At 45.0% G+C, this 19,889-nt stretch carries 19 protein-coding genes and 1 pseudogene; 14 read left to right on the top strand and 6 right to left on the bottom strand.

Annotation, left to right across the window (positions count from 1 at the left end):
* Positions 1-21 precede the first annotated feature (21 nt).
* From ACQY3H_RS02020 to ACQY3H_RS01980, 9 genes are all read left to right on the top strand, one after another.
* Positions 22-1,335, top strand: a complete 1,314-nt coding sequence (locus tag ACQY3H_RS02020) for an ankyrin repeat domain-containing protein (RefSeq protein WP_428074337.1) — start codon at positions 22-24, stop codon at positions 1,333-1,335.
* A 121-nt stretch (positions 1,336-1,456) separates the two neighbouring features.
* Entirely contained in the window at positions 1,457-2,047 is a 591-nt protein-coding gene (gene lpoB, locus ACQY3H_RS02015) for a penicillin-binding protein activator LpoB (RefSeq protein WP_428074335.1), read from the top strand.
* A gap of 14 nt (positions 2,048-2,061) precedes the next feature.
* Positions 2,062-3,378, top strand: coding sequence for a hypothetical protein (locus ACQY3H_RS02010; protein WP_428074333.1), 1,317 nt, complete (start codon positions 2,062-2,064; stop codon positions 3,376-3,378).
* 10 nt (positions 3,379-3,388) lie between these two features.
* Positions 3,389-4,327: a hypothetical protein gene (locus ACQY3H_RS02005; protein WP_428074331.1), complete on the top strand. Its 939-nt coding sequence runs from the start codon at positions 3,389-3,391 to the stop codon at positions 4,325-4,327.
* Positions 4,328-4,339: 12 nt separating this feature from the next.
* Positions 4,340-5,017 (top strand): FKBP-type peptidyl-prolyl cis-trans isomerase, encoded by a 678-nt coding sequence (locus ACQY3H_RS02000; RefSeq protein ID WP_428074329.1) that lies wholly within the window; start codon positions 4,340-4,342, stop codon positions 5,015-5,017.
* Complete coding sequence (locus ACQY3H_RS01995; protein WP_428074327.1) at positions 5,017-5,676, top strand: hypothetical protein; 660 nt, start codon at positions 5,017-5,019, stop codon at positions 5,674-5,676. The genes ACQY3H_RS02000 and ACQY3H_RS01995 overlap by 1 nt, the downstream gene beginning before the upstream one ends.
* Positions 5,677-5,710: 34 nt before the next feature.
* Positions 5,711-6,286, top strand: coding sequence for a hypothetical protein (locus tag ACQY3H_RS01990; protein WP_428074325.1), 576 nt, complete (start codon positions 5,711-5,713; stop codon positions 6,284-6,286).
* Between the two features lie 109 nt (positions 6,287-6,395).
* Positions 6,396-6,914 (top strand): type IV pilin protein, encoded by a 519-nt coding sequence (locus ACQY3H_RS01985; protein ID WP_428074323.1) that lies wholly within the window; start codon positions 6,396-6,398, stop codon positions 6,912-6,914.
* 143 nt (positions 6,915-7,057) lie between these two features.
* Positions 7,058-7,618: a type IV pilin protein gene (locus ACQY3H_RS01980; protein WP_428074320.1), complete on the top strand. Its 561-nt coding sequence runs from the start codon at positions 7,058-7,060 to the stop codon at positions 7,616-7,618.
* Positions 7,619-7,676: 58 nt separating this feature from the next.
* Here the strand turns inward: ACQY3H_RS01980 and ACQY3H_RS01975 are convergent.
* The 4 genes and pseudogenes from ACQY3H_RS01975 to ACQY3H_RS01960 all read right to left on the bottom strand — a co-directional run.
* Positions 7,677-9,359, bottom strand: a pseudogene (locus ACQY3H_RS01975) (sigma-70 family RNA polymerase sigma factor); the annotation flags it as partial.
* Between the two features lie 39 nt (positions 9,360-9,398).
* Positions 9,399-11,138, bottom strand: a complete 1,740-nt coding sequence (dnaG, locus tag ACQY3H_RS01970) for a DNA primase (RefSeq protein WP_428074319.1) — start codon at positions 11,136-11,138, stop codon at positions 9,399-9,401.
* A gap of 104 nt (positions 11,139-11,242) precedes the next feature.
* Positions 11,243-11,437 (bottom strand): 30S ribosomal protein S21, encoded by a 195-nt coding sequence (gene rpsU, locus ACQY3H_RS01965; protein WP_428050770.1) that lies wholly within the window; start codon positions 11,435-11,437, stop codon positions 11,243-11,245.
* A gap of 66 nt (positions 11,438-11,503) precedes the next feature.
* Positions 11,504-11,839 carry a histidine triad nucleotide-binding protein gene (locus ACQY3H_RS01960; protein ID WP_428074316.1) on the bottom strand — a complete coding sequence of 112 codons (336 nt, stop codon included), beginning with the start codon at positions 11,837-11,839 and terminating at the stop codon, positions 11,504-11,506.
* A gap of 327 nt (positions 11,840-12,166) precedes the next feature.
* Here ACQY3H_RS01960 and ACQY3H_RS01955 point away from each other — a divergent pair, with 327 nt between their 5' ends.
* Positions 12,167-13,501, top strand: a complete 1,335-nt coding sequence (locus ACQY3H_RS01955; protein ID WP_428074314.1) for a rhamnan synthesis F family protein — start codon at positions 12,167-12,169, stop codon at positions 13,499-13,501.
* Positions 13,502-13,505: 4 nt separating this feature from the next.
* Here the strand turns inward: ACQY3H_RS01955 and ACQY3H_RS01950 are convergent, their stop codons facing one another.
* Positions 13,506-15,293 (bottom strand): sulfatase-like hydrolase/transferase, encoded by a 1,788-nt coding sequence (locus ACQY3H_RS01950; protein WP_428074312.1) that lies wholly within the window; start codon positions 15,291-15,293, stop codon positions 13,506-13,508.
* 126 nt (positions 15,294-15,419) lie between these two features.
* Here ACQY3H_RS01950 and ACQY3H_RS01945 point away from each other — a divergent pair, with 126 nt between their 5' ends.
* Entirely contained in the window at positions 15,420-15,959 is a 540-nt protein-coding gene (locus tag ACQY3H_RS01945; RefSeq protein WP_428074310.1) for a type IV pilin protein, read from the top strand.
* A gap of 9 nt (positions 15,960-15,968) precedes the next feature.
* On the opposite strand, the gene ACQY3H_RS01940 is transcribed toward ACQY3H_RS01945, so the two are convergent.
* Positions 15,969-17,276, bottom strand: a complete 1,308-nt coding sequence (locus tag ACQY3H_RS01940; RefSeq protein WP_428074308.1) for an ATP-dependent DNA helicase — start codon at positions 17,274-17,276, stop codon at positions 15,969-15,971.
* A gap of 130 nt (positions 17,277-17,406) precedes the next feature.
* Between ACQY3H_RS01940 and ACQY3H_RS01935 the strand changes: the two genes are divergently transcribed.
* Genes ACQY3H_RS01935 through ACQY3H_RS01925 form a run of 3 tightly spaced genes read left to right on the top strand, consistent with a single transcriptional unit; the run spans position 17,407 to position 19,874 of the window.
* On the top strand, positions 17,407-17,952 hold the full coding sequence (locus tag ACQY3H_RS01935; RefSeq protein WP_428074306.1) for a type IV pilin protein: 546 nt from the start codon (positions 17,407-17,409) through the stop codon (positions 17,950-17,952).
* Between the two features lie 52 nt (positions 17,953-18,004).
* Positions 18,005-19,240: a competence/damage-inducible protein A gene (locus ACQY3H_RS01930; protein ID WP_428074304.1), complete on the top strand. Its 1,236-nt coding sequence runs from the start codon at positions 18,005-18,007 to the stop codon at positions 19,238-19,240.
* Between the two features lie 58 nt (positions 19,241-19,298).
* Positions 19,299-19,874, top strand: coding sequence for a hypothetical protein (locus tag ACQY3H_RS01925; protein WP_428074302.1), 576 nt, complete (start codon positions 19,299-19,301; stop codon positions 19,872-19,874).
* Positions 19,875-19,889 lie beyond the last annotated feature (15 nt).

Raw genomic sequence — 19,889 nt, 5'->3', positions numbered from 1 at the left:
ATTGTTTAGTAAGGAGAAGATATGAAAAAAGCATCTTTGGCGGTAATTCCGTTCATTTTTGCAGTCTGTCCTGCGTTTGCACAAAATAAAGTGAAAGTTTTGGAAACGCTTCCCCAAGTCGGAAGCAAAATGACCGAGCAAGTTACACTAGCCGGGGAACGGACTGCTCAAACCGTCCAAGCAGGGGAAGAAGCAGTTCGCACCGCCCTTATGTCCGCCGCGCGTGCCATGCAAGCAACAACTATACAAGCGGGGGAAATGCATGAACTACAAGCATTCCAAACCCCGGCAGTATCTGCCGAAATAATATCTTCAGATTTTTCTGTTTCACAAATAATAGCCAAGCAAGCCTTTTATAATGCCTTGACGGCCGGAGAATTTGATGTGGCCCAAAATTTATTGGATCAAACCGGTAAAGAAGTGTTGCTTTCCAAGGATGTTTATTTCTTGTGTGCAAATTTACTCCACCGGGCCGGGCATGAGAAACAAATTACTTTTTTATTAGAAAACGGTCTTGATCCCAATAAAATTTTGTTGAATATTCCGTTAATACATCATGCGGTTTTGTATGAAGGGCAGACCTATTTGCCGATTTTGAAAAAATACGGAGCCGATTTGAATATTCAATCCGGCATTTCAAAAGCCACCCCGTTGCATTGGGCTATTTATAATTACGCCACTACCAAAGAATTAATCAAATTAGGGGCTGACCCGACTATCCCCAATGCGCAAGGGCGTACTCCGGCTCAACAGGCACATAGGGAAGCGGAACACGCCGATGCGCAAACGCAGGCGGAATTGAAAAAAGTAGAGAATTATTATTATCATGCGTTGTACTCGTTTGAGCCCCTTGCCGGTTCATCGGCCGTTGTCCAACATGCCCGCGTGCTATCCCCCAGCGAAGTGCTTTCTTATGTGAAAGCGGACGGACGGGTGCTTATGCCTAAAGATTTTAGTATTACCGATGATTATTTCTATCAAGGTTTGCAAGTGGAATATGTATCCGATTTGAAAACCATAGTTAAGGATGGGTTGGTGGTAACCGGGGATACCTTCCCGCAAGCCTTAAACCGGGCCTTGCCGGCTAGAGAAGATGTCAAAATGATAGAAGATGAGCCGACGAAATTGCGCATACCGGTTGTGGTGCGTACACTCTTCTCTACACAGGCCACTATTGACAATACGCATATTTCTCCGGCATCCATAGCAGATGTCATGGTGTTTTGGGAATTTAATGGAAAACCGGGTTGGTATCGGGTTACATTGCAAAAAAACGAAGAATTGCTTTTTACACCGGTACCGACGGCTTTTGCCAGCACCTATTTTTTCCGTTAGTTTTTTTCTATATTTCCCACCCCGCCCGAAACGGCGGGGTTTTTTCGTGCAATAAAACTTTCCGCAGAAGTGTTAAATTTGATAGGATAACAATAACGCTAACTAATAAGGAGAATCAGTCATGAAAAAACTAGGACTTGCTTTACTGCTTATGCCGTTTGTGTTTGCGTGTTCGCCTAGCGTCAAACGCGTGGAAACTAATTTAGTAAAAGACGTTTCCGGCGGTTGGAACGATACCGACGCGCAAATGGTGGCTCAAGAAATGATTACGGACTGCTTACAAGGCGGTTGGTATCCCAAATTCTTGACTAAAAACGGTAAAGAACCGGTGGTGATTGTCGGTACGGTAACCAATGAATCGTCCGAACATATCAATACGCGCGTATTTGTGGAGGAAATGCAACGTGCGCTCATTAACTCGGGCAAAGTGGAATTCGTAGCCTCTGCCGGCGAACGCGGCGAAGTACGCCAAGAACGCTTGGAACAAGACGAATTTGCGTCCGAAGCCACCCGCAAAGCCTTTGGACAAGAAATCGGCGCTGATTTTATGCTTTCGGGCGTGCTCAGTTCCGTAGTGGATAAATCCGGCTCCAAAGCACTCGTGTTCTACCAAACGAACTTGAAACTCATTAACTTGGAAACGAACCAAATCGTTTGGAACGGACAAAAACAAATCAAGAAATACGTTAAACGCAGTAAAGTTTCTTGGTAAGGAGATTTCGCACTATGAAGGCGCGCGTATATTTGCTGGGGCTGCTTGTATTTTGCACCGCGTGTACGGCGCCTTCGTTGCGTTATAAATCCGATGTCAGCCACCAAATGGCTCAGGGTGATTTTAAGGTGGCGGCCGATATGGTGGCGGCTAAACGTACCAAACATTATGCCCGTCAAGACCGCGCCTTGGCCTATTTAGACGAAGCCGTTTTGCGCCACGACGCCAGCGAAAACGCTAAAAGCGATGAATTGTTTGCCCAAGCGCAAGAGCGGATTGATGAATTATATACGGTTAGCGCCTCCAAATCTGCCGGGCGGTTACTCGTCAACGATTTAACATTGCCTTATAGCGTGGCCCCATACGAACGCGCGATGACTTATTTTTACCGCGCTATGAATTTTATTGAGCAAAACGATTTGCAAAATGCCGCGGTTGAAGCGCGTAGAGCCGTACAATTTTTAGATAATTTACGCGGCAGTAAACGTAGCGGCTATAACGATGACCCTTTCGTGCAATATTTTACGAGTTTGGTGTTTGAATCGGTCGGGCAACTTTCCGATGCGCGCCTTAGCCGCAGTAATGCGCTAAACGGGTACCAAAAATTAGGCGGTTTGTTAAAGGTAAGTGCGCCGGAGTTTTCCGTTCCGTCTAATTATGCCAACTTAGGCGAAGTAATTATTTTACATTACAATGGGTTGCTTCCGCTGAAACGTAATGCAACCATACAAGTAGCGTGGGATAGAATGTACTCGGTACTCTCTACCGCGCAAGAAACGAACCGAAGCGATTTAAGTCCGCAAGTAGTTAATGCGCTTCAGGCCGGTTTTATGGGGCATGCCGTCACGGTGGCATTCCCAGAGTTAACCCCGCAACCGTATAGCATTGTATCGTCTTTTGCCGAATCGCCGGACGGCCAGCGCTATACCTTGCAAAAAGTAGCCGATTTATCCGCTGCCGCGCAAGCCGATTTGGAAGAACGTAAGCCCGGTATTTGGTTTCGGGCCATTTCGCGGGCGGTGGCTAAACAAGTGACCGCTCAAGCAGCCCGGCAAGCGGCGCGCTCGGCCTCTAAGGATGATAATTGGGGGGATGTAGCGGAACTATTTGTTAACATTTTAGGTAGTGCTGTGGAAAAAGCAGATACCCGCCAATGGTTTACATTGCCGGCCCAAATTCTGATGGCCCGGATGTTTGTAGCACCCGGAACGCAAGATATCAAACTGCGCTTTCGCGACCGATTTGGTAATATAATAGGAGAACATACTTTTGAAAATGTGCGTGTAACGCCGGGTGGACGTGTTTACTTGCATTACCGCACTGCAAAATAAGGAGGAAATTATGAAGAAACTTATCGGATGTCTTTGCGCCGTACTCGCGTTAAGTGCTTGTACGACGCTCAATAAAAACACCGTATCGTATCAGGCTTCTAAATACGATTCGGCCAAGTATTATGTAGTGTCTGGTGACGGAAAAACCAAAGACGCCGCTTCAAAAGATGCGCTGGAAAATATGCGCGCGGCACTTGTTCAAAATGCGCCTGATTTAGCACAAGATAAAATTTTAACTGATTTGGTAGCCAACGCTAAAGTGGAAAAAGTATGGAAAGATAAATCAATCAAACAATCCCACTATTTGGCGTTAGCCGTTTTATCCCGTGAAAATGCACATAAAATTTTATCACAGGAAATGGATAAAATTGATGCCCAACTCTCCGGTTTGGATGCACAATTTGCTAATCCCGCCGAGCCGCTTGCCGATTTGCGTATCGCTTACCGGATGCAACCGCTTATCCAACACCGCACGTTGTTAGATGATACGTACCAATTCTTGTCCAAAACGCACCAAAGTTACAATGCGGATCAATTCTTTCCTTACAAAAACAAATTGAAAGAAAAAATGGCCGCGGTACTGGTGGGCGTTGATGTGCAAGGGCGCGAAAGTAAAGTCATGATTACGTACGTAGTAGATGCCCTGAATAAAATGGGGCTTGGCGTCGTGGATATTTCCGACCCGGAAAAAGTGCTTAGTGTGGAAATCTTAACCGACGTGGATAATTATGATTCTAAAAAAGTAGATGGCTTATTGTGGGCATCCAGCAATGCGGCTATTAGTTTGGTGGATGCTACCCGCGGAGTTACATTTTCTCGTTTTAATGTGTATGAACGGGCCGGTACTTCGCGTGCCGAAGAATCTATGCGCCGCAGTATGGAAGCCGCCGGTAAACAAGCCGCCGCTCAAATTACCGCTCGCTTAGAAGCCTATTTGAAAACGAAATAATAAGGAGAATATATGAAAAAATTACTATTGGCTGTTTTGTTTATTTTACCGGTAGCGCTATTTGCCCAAGAAGCCACTTCGGCGGCAGATCCGGCTCAGCGCACGCAAATGCTTTATTCGCTCGGTTTTTTGTTGGGGGATAACCTCAAACGCGAGCTGATTTTGGATAACGATACTGATTTTAAAGCCGTTTCGCAAGGCATGCGCGATAGTTTGCTCGGCAAAAAATCACAAACGGACTTGGAAAAATACAAACCGCAAATTATCCAAAAATACCGCGAAGATGCCCACTTATTACAAGAAAAACATCAAGCGGCCCAAGAAGCCTATTTGGAAAATTTCCAAAAAGAAAAAGGGGTCAAAAAATTAGATAACGGTGTGCTTATCAAACAAACGCGCGCGGGTAAAGGCAAGACGCCTAAAGCCGACGATACGGTAAAAGCACACTATACCGGTACACTTATTGATGGTACGAAATTTGACAGTTCGCGTGACCGCGGGGAAGCGTTCCAAACGCGCTTGACCGATGTTATCCCGTGCTGGACGAAAGCATTTCAACAATTAAAACCCGGGGCGCGTGCTACCGTAGTGTGCCCGGCGCAAACCGCGTATGGTAGTCGCCCGGTGGGGCCTATTCCCGCCAACTCGGTACTCGTGTTTGACGTGGAACTTTTGGATATTGTGAAATAATGTCTAAAACAAGTTACTGTTTAATTGCAATTATGATCACCGCGCTCTTATTTATGGGCGCGGTGCGCGGTTATCAGTTTTACCAAAAAAAAGTAGCCCAATGGGAAGAAGAACGGCTCAATAGTCCGGACGCGGCATTCTCATTTCAACGACAAACCCCGGTAGCCCTTTCGGCTCCCCAAGCCGAGCCGGTATCTAATCCGCAAATTCTTCCCGCAGACATTACTTCTATGGCTATTTTACCGCTTAATGCCGATGAGTCTGCTGCCGGAAAAAGTGTTTCGTTAACTACCTCTCAATCAGTTGTTTTAGAAGATGCGCCGCTGCCCGAAACACAAGCCATAGAACAAGCGCAAGAGACGTTACGCTCTATCGTGCGAGATTTTAAGGATGAGCCGGAAATCAAGGCCTTTAATCAAGACCTTGCCAAAGCCACCCAGGGGCAAGCCGTTGATTTAAGTGCCCTAGGTGGGGGCGATTTGGGCAAAATATTAAAAGACAATCCGCAAATTCAAGAAGTGGTATCTAAACACATGCAAGATCCGAATTTTGCCCAAACCGTGAAACAAATTTTGTCCAATCCGCAGTTCGTGGAAAGTGTACAACAGTTACAGAAACACAGCGCCGGAGCGGCAAAAAATCAAAAACAAAATAAGTAAAATATTGTATCCTATACATATAGGAGGCAATCTTGTGGTGAAAATTTTACTCAAAACTATTATTTTAGTTTTTATTATTTTAAGTATCTATTTTATCGTTAACCCGTCGGCTTGTTCTAACTTTATGATGGGCCGCGTGACGAATGTAACGGATACACAACCTACACAGGAATTGTTACCGGGTGAACATGAAAAAATGTTTGTTCCCTCGGGAGACAAACCCCTTGCGCAACCCTATCAAGGATCGTCCTCCACGGCAGCAGGTGTAAAACCGTATTCTGCAGACGAGTCGCAAGCCTATCCTATGCAAGATAATGCGCCGGTGGTCGGTATTACCGATACAAACACGATGAAAGAACCGGCTATGCCCACTTATTCTCAAGACGATATTGATTATGCCGTAGCCAGCCGCTATGTAGAGTTGGAACAGGAATATGCCAAACTCAACAAAACCGGTAAAGATACGGCCAAAGAAATATCTTCTATCGTGATGGATGATTTTGAACTCACCCAACAAGAATGGGAAGCGTTTTTGGAACGGGCTACGGCCAGCAATTTGTTTAACAAAGTCCGTACCGACCTTTCCGCTAAACAAAACGCCGAAAAATAAAAGTTAGTTTTTGGTTGCATAAAACACCCCCGCGATATTTGTGGGGGTGTTTTTATGATTTTTGCTATACTATGTTTATCGGAACATTTTGGTACAAAGGAATAAGGATATGAGAAATAAGAAGTCGGAAGGTTTTACACTGATTGAATTATTAGTCGTTGTCTTAATTATCGGTATATTGGCCAGTGTAGCATTGCCGCAGTACAAGGTGGCTGTTTTGAAAAGCAGATTTGCTACGTTGCGCCCCGTAGTGGACGGTATCATGAAAGCCCAAGAGAGTTATTATATGGCTAACGGACAGTATGCCACCCGGTTTGATGAATTGTCCGTAGATGCTCCGGCCGGTTGGACGGTTTCTTGGTCGGGGGATAGCGAAATAGCATCCAAAGGAAGTTTAAGGGTGGACTTATATAATCCGGTCAATGACGGAAGTGAAAAAAGTGTTCGTGGGGATCTCTATGACGGCGGAACACTTGTTTTGACATTTCGGCACGTATTGGGAACGGGCGCGCGCGGCCAGTGTGTAACCTCTACCGCTACCGCCGGGCAAGTGTGCAAATCTATGGGTACGTATCAATGGACTTCGGACGGTTGGACGGCATACGGACTTTACGGCTATAATGAATAATTAAACATATCAAAAAACCCCCGGTGCTCGTCGCACGGGCGAGAGCGGGGGTTTTTGTGTTTATAGAAAAGTATAAAACCCCTTGACTTTGTTTTTTTTTTTGCTTTAATAGGCATATATTAAAATCCTGTGGAGGGATACGCATGAGAAATAAAAGTAGTTTGTCGGGGATTTTAGATGCGAAAGCATTTACGCTTATTGAATTATTAGTAGTGGTTTTAATTATCGGCATATTGGCGGCGGTGGCTTTGCCACAATATAAAAAGGCAGTAGTTAAGGCTCGGGTAACTCAGTTATATACGGCTGTGTCTGCGGCGGGGCAAGCCGCGGCAAGTTACAAAATGGCTAACGGCACATGGCCGGAGTCATTTGAAGATTTAGATATAGATTTCCCTTTGACAGTGGAAGCAAGGACGGATAGTAATAGTTGTGGTATCTCTACGGGAACAGGTTTAACGGTTGCCCGCGGAAAAGGATTCTCTCTGATCATATCGCCCAATTCGGTTCTGGGCGTGTTAACGGAAGGGGAATATCAGTGTGTAGGATTGGCTGATAGACAAACAACGGAACATGCAGGAAAGTATTGTATAGAAATTACCGGAAGCGGGCGTTGGTCTCGCCCCAAAGGAGATTTTTGTACAAAAGTTTTGAACATGCAATCGGTGCCGGAAGCCATTACCGCAGGCGTCAATTGGTTTCAATAAAAAACCCCCGGTGCTCGCCGCACGGGCGAGAGCGGGGGGTTGTCAGTAACTTCAACAACTACTCGTTATAATCTTTGAGCATTTTGGTGCGGCTGGGGTGGCGCAGTTTGCGAATGGCCTTGGCCTCAATCTGACGCACACGTTCGCGCGTAACGTTAAACATTTTTCCTACTTCTTCTAACGTGCGCGGATAGCCGGAATCAATACCAAAACGCAAACTGATGATTTTAGATTCCCGCTCCGATAAGGTGGCCAATACGTCGGCGACTTCTTGTTTACGTAAAAAGTCCGCTGCGGCGTTTGTCGGATCCGGCCCGTTCTTATCTTCAATAAAGTCCTCTAAGTTGGAGTCTTCGTCTTCTCCGATAGGGGTAGAAAGCGAAATCGGGTCTTGCATGATTTTCAGTACGCTTTTCACTTTTTCTATGGATAAGCGCAACGCCTTTGAATAATCTTCCAACGTGGGTTCGCGCCCGTGCTCTTGCCGGAATTTGTTAGTTACTTTAGTCAGTTTGGAAACTAATTCTTTCATGTGCACCGGGATACGAATGGTGTTGGCTTGATCGGCAATGGCGCGGTTGATGCTTTGGCGAATCCACCAAGTGGCATACGTGGAAAACTTAAAACCGCGTTTGTATTCAAATTTTTCTACCGCTTTCATAAGGCCAAGACCACCTTCTTGAATTAAGTCTGATAGTTCCAAATTGGAATTGACGTGCTTTTTAGCGATAGATACCACCAAACGCAAGTTGGCTTTAATGAGTTTTAATTTGTCTTGTAAAATCATATCTTCAAAAAATATGATACGGTCATTAAAAGCCAAAAATTCTTTTTCCGACATGGGTAACATATCCACCATTTGGTTATGGCGGCGGCGGACGTCGTCAATATTTGTAAGCGCCCGTTCTAATTCCGGCAAGGTGAATTTGGTTTTCTTTTTGAATTCACGCTCGGTAATTTTTTTGTTTTTCAAATCGTTCACTAATTTTTTGACTTGTGCATACGGCCCGAAATAATCATCAAAGCGTTGCATGTCGTTGGACGTTTCGCGCAAGCGGTCGGCTAAATTCTTAATTTTATTAGTTAAACGTTTGATTTTGTTTTGATTCAAATTGAGTTTGGTAATACACGCCACGACTTCTTTTTGTTTGGCTTCCATTTTTTCAATGGCATTGTTGCGGCGCTTATCGGATAAATTCCCTTCGCGAATTTCCCGCATCAGTTTGGTAATTTCCTGCTCGCGTTTGCCGATGAAGTTGGCCGCTTCTTTGAGTTTGCGGCGCATGTTGGTCAGTTCGCGGGTGGTACGTTTTCCGCGGGGCATCAGTTCTTTGGTGGTCATTTCCTCTTGGTCCACCAATTCTTCCCAGTTGCAAATTTCGCGCATCGTAATAGGGGACTCTAACACGAGTTTGCGCAATTCTTTTTCGCGCTCGCGGATGTTGCGGGCTAAGGTAATTTCTTCGTCGCGGGTAAGCAAGGGTACACGGCCCATTTCCGACAGGTACATCCGGATAGAGTTAGAAATATCCGGCGTGGATGACCAATCTTCACTGAGGGTTTCTTTTTCCGGGGCGGAATTAGATTTTAATTTTTTTTGTTCTACCAGTTGTATGCCCAAATCGTCAATCGTGTCCATGATACCGTTGACGTCTTCGGCACTCATATCCGCGCCTTCAATAGAACGGTTTAGGTCCTCTAAGGCTACAAAGCCGCTTTCTTTTCCTTCTTGTAACAAATCTTTTAGTGATTTATTTCCTGATGCCATAATTTCCCTCAACTACTTTTTTAATTTCGTTTGTAACGACATATACTCTTGGATGAGTTCCGGCGGCACATTCCCTGCCCCCAGCGATTTCATCTTTTGTTGTACTTCTTTTAGGCGTTTTTGCACGCCGTTTTGTTTTACCCGGGCCACACACGTTTTAATATCGCGTTGCGGCTGAAAATCCGGCGGAATTTGCAACATCGCCAGTTTGATAATTTCTTGCGCCAACGACGGTACTTCCGCTTTTACTTGTTCCACTAACTCCTTTTCGTTTGCTCCTGTTTGAGCCGCTTTACGTACGGCTTGAAACAGGTGAAAACTACCCGGCGTGGAAAAATCGTCTGCCGTAAGTTCGGCACATAATTCTATTTGTTCCGGCGCACGGAGTAACCACGACAGCAGTTCTTCTTCGGCACTGTTGGTGGCCGATACGGGAGATACTACCGGTGTACCCACTTGCCTTGTTTTTAATGCGCCCGGCCGTTGCAACCGCGCCAAAACCAGGTTTTCATCTACGCCGATATGCTCGGCTACATATTTGGCCCATTCGCGCCGGACGATAGCATCTGGCTGTTGGGTGATAACTTCGGCAAGTTCCGTTACCAAATGCGTTTTATCTTGTGCACTTAACGGCATCGCACATTTTTTCATTAATTCGCGTGTGTAAAACGCGATAACATCTTCCGCTTTATCCAAAATCTGTTCAAACGCTTCTTTGCCGTTGGCGGCGATATATTCATCGGGGTCTAACCCGTCCGGCAACGTGGCAATTTTTACAAATAGCCCGCGGCTGATAAGTACGAGCGAACCGCGCAAGGCGGCTTTTATTCCGGCCGCATCCGGGTCAAAGAGCAAAATAACGTTTTCCGTATAGCGTTTTAATAAACGCGCATGTTCTTCGGTTAAACTGGTACCCAGCGGGGCAACGGTATAATTGACACCTGCTTGGTGCGTGCCGATAACGTCCATATAGCCTTCTAAAAGTACCGCCCGGCCCGCTTGACGAATGGCAGGCCCCGCAAAATTCAATCCGTACAAAACGTGTGATTTTGTAAATAAAATCGTTTCGGGCGAATTAAGATATTTCGGTTCGCCTTCGCCTAAAATACGTCCGCCAAACCCCACCGTATCACCGCGGTGATTGATGATGGGAAACATCAAGCGGTTTCTAAAATAATCGCGCAAGCCGTAATCGGTTTGCATGCAAAGGCCCGCTTCTTTTAAGTCGGCCGCACTGTATCCTGCTTTTTGGGCGGCCCGAGCCAGTTGTGTGTTATCTTGAAATGCTAATCCCAATTCAAATTTCACACACGTTTCTTTGGTTAAATTGCGCTCTTTGACATACGCGCGCGCGTATGCGCCATTGGCCGCTAATAAATTTTTATGATAGAACGTTTTGGCAAAATCTAATACTTTATGTGCACTCGCCCGTCGTTGTTCTTCTGCGGAGAAGGTATCTCGTTTGGGCTTATATTCTACGCCGGCTAGTTGGGCAAGTTTTTCGGCCGCTTCGTTAAACGGGATATTTTCAATACGCATTAAAAACTCAAAAATATCGCCCCCGGCCTGACAACCGAAACAGTAAAAGAGCCCCTTTTCGCTACTGCACGTGAACGAAGGGGTTTTTTCCTGATGAAACGGACAGCAGGCTTTGTAGGTTTTACCCGCACGTTTCAGACTAGGTACATATTGGCGGATAAATTCTACAATGTCCAACCGGTCTTTAATTTGTTCTATGATGTTATTATTCACGCAACAAATCCGTTTTTTCGGTATCAAAAATGCGGCTGACTAGAGCAAACAAGGCAATAGCCCGATACATAATGTACGGGACTATTGCCTGCTTGCAGTATTACTTAAAAACGTCTGCGTTTGGTACGTCTGGCGCGGCGTTGTGCTTCCTGCGATTTGATTTTGCGTTTTACGCTCGGAGGCATGTACGTTTCGCGTCTTTTGATTTCACGCAAGATACCGTTTTTTTCGCACTCGCGTTTGAAGCGTTTCAAGGCTTCTTCCAAGTGTTCGGCATCTCTTACTTTCACGAAAACCATTACGTTATTCACCACCTTCTACGGCTAGTAGGTCAAAATAAATTCTCTTTATATTATATATTATTTTTAGCCTGCCGGCCACAAGAAACGGCGTCCGGCCATGAGATGAAAGTGTAAGTGATCCACACTTTGTCCGGCCCCTTTGCCGTTATTGGTAATCAGCCGGAAGTCTTTTAAGTCAAATTTTCGGGCTAATTTTTGCGCTACGAGCAAGATTTTACCTAGCAAAAGGACGTCTTTTTCGTCCGCTTCCGACAAGCGCGCAATATGCTTGCGCGGGATAATTAAAAGATGGGTGGGGGCTTGCGGGTTTAAGTCCTTAAATGCCACCACGTCCTCATCTTCGTAAATCAGTTGGCTTTTTACAGAGCCGTCGGCAATGCCGCAAAATATACAGTTCATACAAGTATTATAACTTTTCTTGAGCAAAAAATCTGTTAATTGCTATACTATACGCATAATTTACTGTTTTTGGAACCGTATGTAGAATACGGGGTTGCTTTTAGAAAACCTACCGGTGGACTAAAAGGCCAAGCGAACTCCAAAAAACAGCCGATTCAAAGGTATGAAAGACAGGAAGTCATGAGCCTGTCTTCCATGCCGAATGTCTGCCGTTTATATAAACGGCAGACTACGGCTGTTATACATTGAGAACCGTTCGCTTGGCTCATGTATAGCAGCCGTTTTTTAATAGACATCCTTATCAGCGAATTATAAGGAGCGTCTATTATGTCTAATAATTATTGGGAGTATCTCGCCGGACGATGGTATTACAGAAAGGAAATTGCAAAAAACTATTCTTGTAAAATTTTAGTTGTACTGCATTTGTATTATATGGATAGTTGGCCAACTATTCAAAAGTATTTACGAAATCTTCGCCCTTATAAGTATGATTTAATTATTACTTATATTCCCCAACAATCTAATGAAAAAATTTTGGCTCAAATCAAGCAATTCAAACCAGATACGCAGTTTTTCGCTTGCGCAAATAAAGGGTGGGATATTGCGCCTTTTTTAGAAGTTATTTCTAAACAAGATTTGTTACGGTATGATATTGTGTATAAACTGCATACCAAAGGGACGACGCGTAAATTTATCTATATATATAATCAAATTTTCAAGAAAAAAGATTGGTTTACCAATCTTTATGACGGTATTTTAGGCGGTTTTTCTGTTCACCGGACTATTAACCGACTTTGTACGCATCCTACTACGGGGCTGGTGGCGGCCAAAAATTTAATTATCCAAGATCCTAAGCATAAACAAACTTTTACCGCAGCTTATGCACAACGGTTGCATATCCCTATAACGCAGAACTATCATTTTGTAGCGGGTACTTGTTTTGCTATGAAAGCCGCTTTGCTGGAACAAGTAAAGACTTGGCCTGTGCATATGACCGATTTTACCCCTACTAAGCGCGGGGAAGGGTTTTCGTTGGCGCATGCTTTGGAGCGTATGATATGCGCTTTTATAGAGCCGCTGGGATATTCTCTCTATGGGCAACCCACACCGCACCCTTTATATTCACGTCAATTAAAACGGTATCAAAAATACACGGCGTTACGTTTGTTGGATGATCCGCGTGTGCATATAGATTATGAATTTTTTTATAAATGGTTGGAAGGTGGACGGATTGTGTATGAAATTAAACATCTGGCATTACGGGAAATCAAGCGGGAGTGGCAAGGGCAAATATTACATTTGCAAGATACGCACGCCTATCAATACCTGGAAGGAAATAGCACCGTCTATAATGAATATTGTGCGGAAAATGAAAGAATATCGGGGATTTGTATGTCTGAAACACGTTTTAAGAAGTTAATTCATTCCTTGCAAAACGGATATGATGAAACATATATGCCCGTTGTCAGGGGGGAAGATTATGTGTTGCAAGACGGACAACATCGGTGTTGTTGGTTACTCAAAAAGTACGGGCCCGATTATAAAATACCTGTATTGTGCATTACGGATATTTCCGCGTTGCGTTGGGATAGAAGAATAAAAAGATATCTCAAAAAAACATGGCAACGGTGGAAAATGAAATTTAACAAAATCAACATATGAGATTTTATTTATAAAACCGGCGGAACGATTTAAGGCCTTCTTTCAGTAATGCCGGAGCGGGTGCTTTTTCAAGCGGATGTAAGTGCTTATCATATTGCTCCAGGGTGCCGAACTCGTGGAACACCGTAACGGCATCTCCCACGCGCACGGCTTTGGCGGTTTGTCCCGCAAAAACGGTAAACGGTCGCGGGGTGTTATCAAATAAATTTTTTCCCAGTGCATAGGTTTCCGCGGCGCTGGTGCACCCGTAAACGCCTTGCAAAATAGTGGGGGCAACATCGTAGTGCGAAGTGCTGTAATCGTTGGTGGTCGGGGTAGGGCGCGAGGAGTCAAATACCACCAGCGGTACATGGGTTTGGTAGTCGGTAAAGTTGCTGTTGTGTCCCCAGAAATTTTGGTGAGAATCGTTTAATTCTTGCCCATGGTCGCCTGTAATTAAAATAAAGGTATCTTTAAGCAAATTGCGTTTTTTCAAATCGGTTAATACCTGCCCGATAAGTGCGTCGTCAAAGTGGACGGCGTTTTTATATTGGTTCAAATAAGGGGTGGCATCTGTGTCATTATTTAACAGTAAATAGTTCATCGGTTTAGACGGCGAGAAAACTTGCGCGCTGTCCGGGTAACTGTACCCGTGCGGTGCATCTAAAAAGATAAATCCGAAAAACGGTTTGTCTTTAGCGTGCGTGTCCAAAAAGTGTGTCCAATCGGTTACGGCGTCTTGGTCGCGTTCCCAAGGGGTGTTCCCGTCGGAGCCGATGCGCAAAGGTTTTATAGCGGAGAATATATTGCGGTGAAAAGCCGGGCTTGTAATTTGACTGCTTGCAAAAATTCCCGGTATGTATCCTTGCGATAAGGCGCGGGCCAGCACGAGCGGCGGTACATGTTGCCCGGTAAAATCGTCCCAATACGAGTGGGGCATGGCGTAAAAAAGTGAAAATATGCCGCCGATAGTGGCATTCCCGCCCGATAAATGGTTTGTAAAATTGTGCACGCCCGGACGTGTAAGCCACGACGACACTTGCGGCATTACTTGTTTATTTAACATATCTGCGCGCAACGCATCCACTACAATAATCAATATGTTTTTTTGTTTTTCGGGAGAGGTGCAAGTAAGTGGCGAAAGCGGATAATTAAGGGTACCTTTTTTAGGTAAAAAGTACGGGTCTTGGTGGGGGGAGAAACCCCATTTTTCAAGCCGCCGGTTGGCCGATAACGGATAAGCAAGCGGCAAAATTTTCGGTTGAGAAACAATGGACGGTACCATTTTGAATTTTCCCCACGCATACAGACCGTTGTAAATGCCAAAGCAAAGAATCCATACAATAAAAATAGTAATGATTTGGCGCGTAGAAAAACGGCTATGTTTGGCCCCTTGCCACAGCCCCCACTCCAGCGCAATAATCAGTGCGGCAATTAACAGCACAAGTGCCCACATCCCGGCGGAAAAAACAAAGATTTCCCGTCCGGCCGAGCCGAAGAATAGTTCCAAAATAGATAACCCGATATGAAAACGGTACTGGGCAAATACGACGATATCTGCCGCTAAAAAAAACGAAACGAGCGTTCCGCCTGTAATACACGCCCCCGCTAATGCGCGCGGCCCGATTTTACTAAAAGGTGCGCAAACTAAACCGAGCAACCACGCAAAACAAAAGAAATGGGCTACCGTAAAAAAGAAACTAAAGATAAGACCTACCGGATCGGTAAAAAAACCGTTCGTATAAAAATAACCTGTCGCTGCGGCACACCATACTATTGCTTGTAATACACAAAAGGGGAAGAGGGGATTCATATTTTTATTGTAGCATTTTGTACTCGTCACTAGTGAGTTGTTCTGCGGGGTAAAATAATACTTGACATCGTTTTTTTTTTTGCTAGATTTTATAAAAAGATGCAAGGATTAAAAAGGAGTAAATGTATGAAAAACACGATGGTAGGTCATTTAAATGGTTTTACCTTGATAGAATTGTTGGTGGTAGTTTTGATTATTGGCATACTCGCCTCGGTGGCGCTCCCGCAGTATCAGGCGGCTGTTGCTAAAAGTCGGTTGGTGCAAGCTTTTACGTTAGCCAAATCTTTCAAAGATGCCGAAGAAGCATATTATGTAGCCAATGGAGAATATACTACCGATTTAGAAGCATTAAGTATAGATGCGGGAAGTTATACACCAGTAGCCGATGTGCCGAATTATATAAAAGTGGAGTTGGCTAATCACTATCTGTTGGAAATTGCACTTAACGGTTATGGCGGTGGGAATAATAGAGTGACGGTATATATTCCCAGCAGTTTATTGCATGGTAGCCTTTTTTATCTTGATCATGCCGGATACACCCACTGGGCTAGCGGGCGTTGGTGTTTCGGAGAAAATGCGGCCTATCAACAAGCGTGTAAAGCAATGGGCGGAGTAGATAGAGACCAAGTCGGTCGTCCTACTGCAAGAGGATATCAACTTCCTTAAATTTGTATTTTATTGCGCAGAGCCGCGGACGTAATCAAAGAATTGTTTAACACGGTTGTCGCATAAAATATCACGTACGGAAATGTCTTTTTTGAGGTGTACTCCGCCCAAACTGCGGCAACGGCTAAGCGCCACATACGTTTGCCCCGGTGCAAACGCCCCGCGCCCGATATCCAAATAAATGTTATCAAATGTCAGCCCTTGCGATTTATGTATCGTAATGGCCCAAGCGAGTTTTAGCGGAAATTGTTTGAAAAATCCTTTTACTTTCGGTTCTAATTTTTGAGTAAGTGCATTAAATTCATAGCGCACATCTTCCCACACATGCGGCTCTACTTCATAGACGGCTCCTTTGAGTTCAATTTTAATGGAGTTTTCGTCTAAATCGTAAATCGTGCCAATATCACCGTTGACCCAATTATCGGTGTTGGTCAGCATCATAATTTTAGCGCCTTTTTTTAGTTTCAGTTCGCTTTCCGCCGGTGTGATTTTGGGGTTAAATCCTTCATCCCGATAGGCTTGATACGTAAATTCCGGCCCAGGCAACCGTGATAAATAATGTAGGTTGCGTGCGGCGGCTTCGCGGTTGGTGGGGGATAAAATAATGCAATTATCAAATTGTTCGGGCAGTTCAAATGTCTTGTGCGTGTTCAAAATACTGTCCAGTTGCGGTTGCGAAATTTGCCCCTCGCGAATTAAATTCAGTAAATGGGCAAAATCGGGATCGGCTTTCTGACGGAAAATGCGTTTGAGTTCAAACACTTCCAGCGGTAAGCGCTTTAGCACGTGCGCTTCAAAAAAATATGGGCTTTGATATTCTTGTGCAAATACATCAAAAAGTCCGCTGGTTTGTTTTTCTTCCACCGGCGGAAGTTGGAATAAATCGCCAAACAGCACTATTTTTTTGCCGCCAAACGGTAAATCGCTATGGGTGGAAAGTTGCAAAATATAGTCCATAGCATCTAATAAATCGGCGCGTAACATAGACGCTTCATCAATAATAATAGTATCTATGGCATCTACTGTTTTGCGCGGCAAGCGGTGTAAATTGGCCGTATCAAATAAATTACCCGGCTTAAGGCGGAAAAACGAGTGTACCGTCTGCCCGTGAACGTGGATGGCCGCTAACCCCGTGGTAGCCAATACAACGGTGTTTTGTGCGGAATGTTCGGCAAAATACCGAAGGAGCGTTGTTTTTCCCGTTCCGGCGCGGCCTGTAATAAAGATAAGCGGCGTGATAGCGGGCGTGGCTTCCAATAGAGCCAAGGCGTCCTTAAATTCGTCGGTTAAAATAATGGGGTTTTGCACAGCAGACATACTTTATTATAACTTTTTGTGCGTTCAATCTAGTATTTTTTTCGGTTTTGTTCAACAAAAAGAATTTACTTGACAGTGTTTTTTTTGTTAAATTTACTTGTTCGTGTAAAATACTCGGAAAGGAGTCTTTATGAAAAACATCTTGTCAAATCGTTTGAATGGTTTTACGTTAATAGAACTTTTAGTGGTAGTATTAATTATCGGTATTTTAGCGGCGGTGGCCTTGCCGCAATATGATAAAGCCGTGGAAAAAGCCCGCGCCAGCGAAGCGCTTCCTATCTTAAAATCGGTTTATCAAGCGGCGGCGGCGTATCAAATGTCTAACGGAACATGGCCGCGCAATTTTGACGAACTCGCCGTAGAAATCCCTTGGACCGGAAATGTAAAATGGCGTAACAGCAGTGTTATGCGCGATACCCGCTCCAACAATTTGTGGTCTTTGCAAATTTATGAAGAAACCGGATACGGTTGGACATTAATGTTGGGGCGTATCAGCGGCAAATATAAAGGTGCCGGATTTATGATAGGGGAGCAAGGCGATCTCGCTTGTGCGGAACGCGTGGCTGACGGATTTGTCTTTGAAGGGAATGAAGGTGATTACTGTATTAAAATTATGCGTAGCGCTCCGGCATCCTATACCGATTGGAACATTCGCGCGTATCCTTACAAGTCATAACCGACACGTCCGGTAAAACACCGGAATTCATCAAAATTGCTACAATAGCAGTATGAAAGCAGCCATTATTACCATTGGCGACGAGATTTTACTCGGCCAAATTTTAGATACCAACTCCCAATTTATCGCGCGGGAACTGACCAAACTGGGCGCACAAACCGTAGAAATGCGCTCCGTGGGAGATACCCGCGATGAAATTTTAAGCGCTTTGGAAAGCACCCTTAAAATGGCCGATACCGTTATCATTACCGGCGGACTTGGCCCGACTAAAGACGATATTACCAAAAATGCCTTGGCGGATTTTTTCCACACAACTCTTGAATTTAACGCGCAAGCACAAGCGTGGTTAGATGAATTATTTGCGGCTAATCCTGCGCGTATGAATGCGTATAATAAAACGCAGGCGTTTTTACCGGCCTCGTGCACGCCTTTGCATAACGCGAAAGGCACGGCGTGCGGTATGTGGTTTGAAGAAAACGGCAAGATCGTCATTTCACTGCCCGGCGTGCCGTTTGAAACCGAATATCTTATTCCGGCCGAAGTATTACCGCGGCTCAAACAAAAATTTCCGCAATTGCAACTTTCCTATCAGGTAGTAACGGTGTATGATATTCCGGAGTCCGATCTTGCGATGCGGTTAGATGCCTTTGAGCGTGCGTTGCCCGTGGGGATGAAATTGGCCTATTTACCGTCGGCGGGATTTGTGCGGTTGCGCTTAACGGCTATCGGCCCGGTGGTAGAAAAATTAAATGAAATGACGGAAAAACTACGCACCAATTTAGCCGGGCTGCCTTTTACGTCCGGCGAAGAAAAACCGGAAGATTTTTGTGCTAAACAACTCAAACAACTGGGCCGTACGGTGGCTTGTGCGGAAAGTTGTACGGGGGGTAATATCGCGCATTTAATTACGTCCGTTCCCGGGGCGTCGTCTTATTTTTTAGGGGGCATTGTTTCCTACGCTAACGATGTCAAAGTCAATGTGCTCGGCGTGAATAAAACCGATTTGGCCACTTTCGGCGCGGTTAGCGAACAGGTCGCTTTGCAAATGGCAACGGGTGCGCGCCGTGTAACGGGGGCCGAGTATGCCGTTTCTACTACTGGTATAGCCGGGCCGGATGGCGGTACGCCGCAAAAGCCAGTCGGTACCGTATGGATAGCCGTAGCCGGGCCTAACGGTGCAAAAGCAAAAAAATTTTTGTTTTCCCATACGCGCGAGCGCAACATCGGCAAGGCCTCAATCAACGCGTTGCGATTGCTCGTACAAACTATCCAAAAGGACAGGGCCTAGATCCATCTAGGTCTTTTGGCCCTTGTGGGTTTTTGTCATAAAAACACATAATTATGTTATGAAAACATCTCATTTACTTAGTGTTGTTATTTTTTTGGGAATGATCACCCCGGCGAGCGCACAAGTTGTTAAGGGCGCCAAAGCCGGGCTTGAAGTTGGTAGCAACATAGTGGCCGAAATCCAATTTGCGTTGTCTCGTGCTGTGGCGACTGCAGAAATGTCAACGCAAGCCGCTGTCAGAGAAACTGCACAGGCAGAACGGACTATTAATCAGATGACGTCCCAGTTAGAGCGGATGATTCCGCGTAATGCAACCGATGATTATTATTCTACCCACTCCGAAGGGCGCTATGCCGTTCATACCGTACAATCATCGGAGCGTTATATGCAACAAATGAGAAGGGGCCTCGGTGAGTTCAATTATCGGGAATATCACGCTCCTTCAGATAAGTCCGCTAAAAAAGAGAAAGAAGAAAAAGATACTAATACGGACGAACAACCTACTGCTGCTGCGGAAGAAACCCCGCAAGGAACCGCATCGGAGAATGTAGAAAATCCGGAACAAACAAAAGTTCCCGCTGTTTCGGGCCAAGCAAAAACAGGTACCGTATCGGCAGAAATGAACAAAAAATAACTTTACCGGTTATTA

This window comes from Candidatus Avelusimicrobium luingense (assembly GCF_902757105.1).
In the GTDB taxonomy this organism is placed as follows: Bacteria; Elusimicrobiota; Elusimicrobia; order Elusimicrobiales; family Elusimicrobiaceae; genus Avelusimicrobium; species Avelusimicrobium luingense.
This window is presented reverse-complemented; position numbering and strand designations above follow the sequence as displayed.

What these genes read in the sequence shown, in the direction of transcription:
- ACQY3H_RS02020 (WP_428074337.1), top strand. Translation starts at nt 22, where the DNA reads ATGAAAAAAGCATCTTTGGCGGTAATTCCGTTCATTTTTGCAGTCTGT.
- lpoB (WP_428074335.1), top strand. Translation starts at nt 1,457, where the DNA reads ATGAAAAAACTAGGACTTGCTTTACTGCTTATGCCGTTTGTGTTTGCG.
- ACQY3H_RS02010 (WP_428074333.1), top strand. Translation starts at nt 2,062, where the DNA reads ATGAAGGCGCGCGTATATTTGCTGGGGCTGCTTGTATTTTGCACCGCG.
- ACQY3H_RS02005 (WP_428074331.1), top strand. Translation starts at nt 3,389, where the DNA reads ATGAAGAAACTTATCGGATGTCTTTGCGCCGTACTCGCGTTAAGTGCT.
- ACQY3H_RS02000 (WP_428074329.1), top strand. Translation starts at nt 4,340, where the DNA reads ATGAAAAAATTACTATTGGCTGTTTTGTTTATTTTACCGGTAGCGCTA.
- ACQY3H_RS01995 (WP_428074327.1), top strand. Translation starts at nt 5,017, where the DNA reads ATGTCTAAAACAAGTTACTGTTTAATTGCAATTATGATCACCGCGCTC.
- ACQY3H_RS01985 (WP_428074323.1), top strand. Translation starts at nt 6,396, where the DNA reads ATGAGAAATAAGAAGTCGGAAGGTTTTACACTGATTGAATTATTAGTC.
- ACQY3H_RS01980 (WP_428074320.1), top strand. Translation starts at nt 7,058, where the DNA reads ATGAGAAATAAAAGTAGTTTGTCGGGGATTTTAGATGCGAAAGCATTT.
- rpsU (WP_428050770.1), bottom strand. Translation starts at nt 11,437, where the DNA reads ATGGTTTTCGTGAAAGTAAGAGATGCCGAACACTTGGAAGAAGCCTTG.
- ACQY3H_RS01960 (WP_428074316.1), bottom strand. Translation starts at nt 11,839, where the DNA reads ATGAACTGTATATTTTGCGGCATTGCCGACGGCTCTGTAAAAAGCCAA.
- ACQY3H_RS01955 (WP_428074314.1), top strand. Translation starts at nt 12,167, where the DNA reads ATGTCTAATAATTATTGGGAGTATCTCGCCGGACGATGGTATTACAGA.
- ACQY3H_RS01950 (WP_428074312.1), bottom strand. Translation starts at nt 15,293, where the DNA reads ATGAATCCCCTCTTCCCCTTTTGTGTATTACAAGCAATAGTATGGTGT.
- ACQY3H_RS01945 (WP_428074310.1), top strand. Translation starts at nt 15,420, where the DNA reads ATGAAAAACACGATGGTAGGTCATTTAAATGGTTTTACCTTGATAGAA.
- ACQY3H_RS01940 (WP_428074308.1), bottom strand. Translation starts at nt 17,276, where the DNA reads ATGTCTGCTGTGCAAAACCCCATTATTTTAACCGACGAATTTAAGGAC.
- ACQY3H_RS01935 (WP_428074306.1), top strand. Translation starts at nt 17,407, where the DNA reads ATGAAAAACATCTTGTCAAATCGTTTGAATGGTTTTACGTTAATAGAA.
- ACQY3H_RS01930 (WP_428074304.1), top strand. Translation starts at nt 18,005, where the DNA reads ATGAAAGCAGCCATTATTACCATTGGCGACGAGATTTTACTCGGCCAA.
- ACQY3H_RS01925 (WP_428074302.1), top strand. Translation starts at nt 19,299, where the DNA reads ATGAAAACATCTCATTTACTTAGTGTTGTTATTTTTTTGGGAATGATC.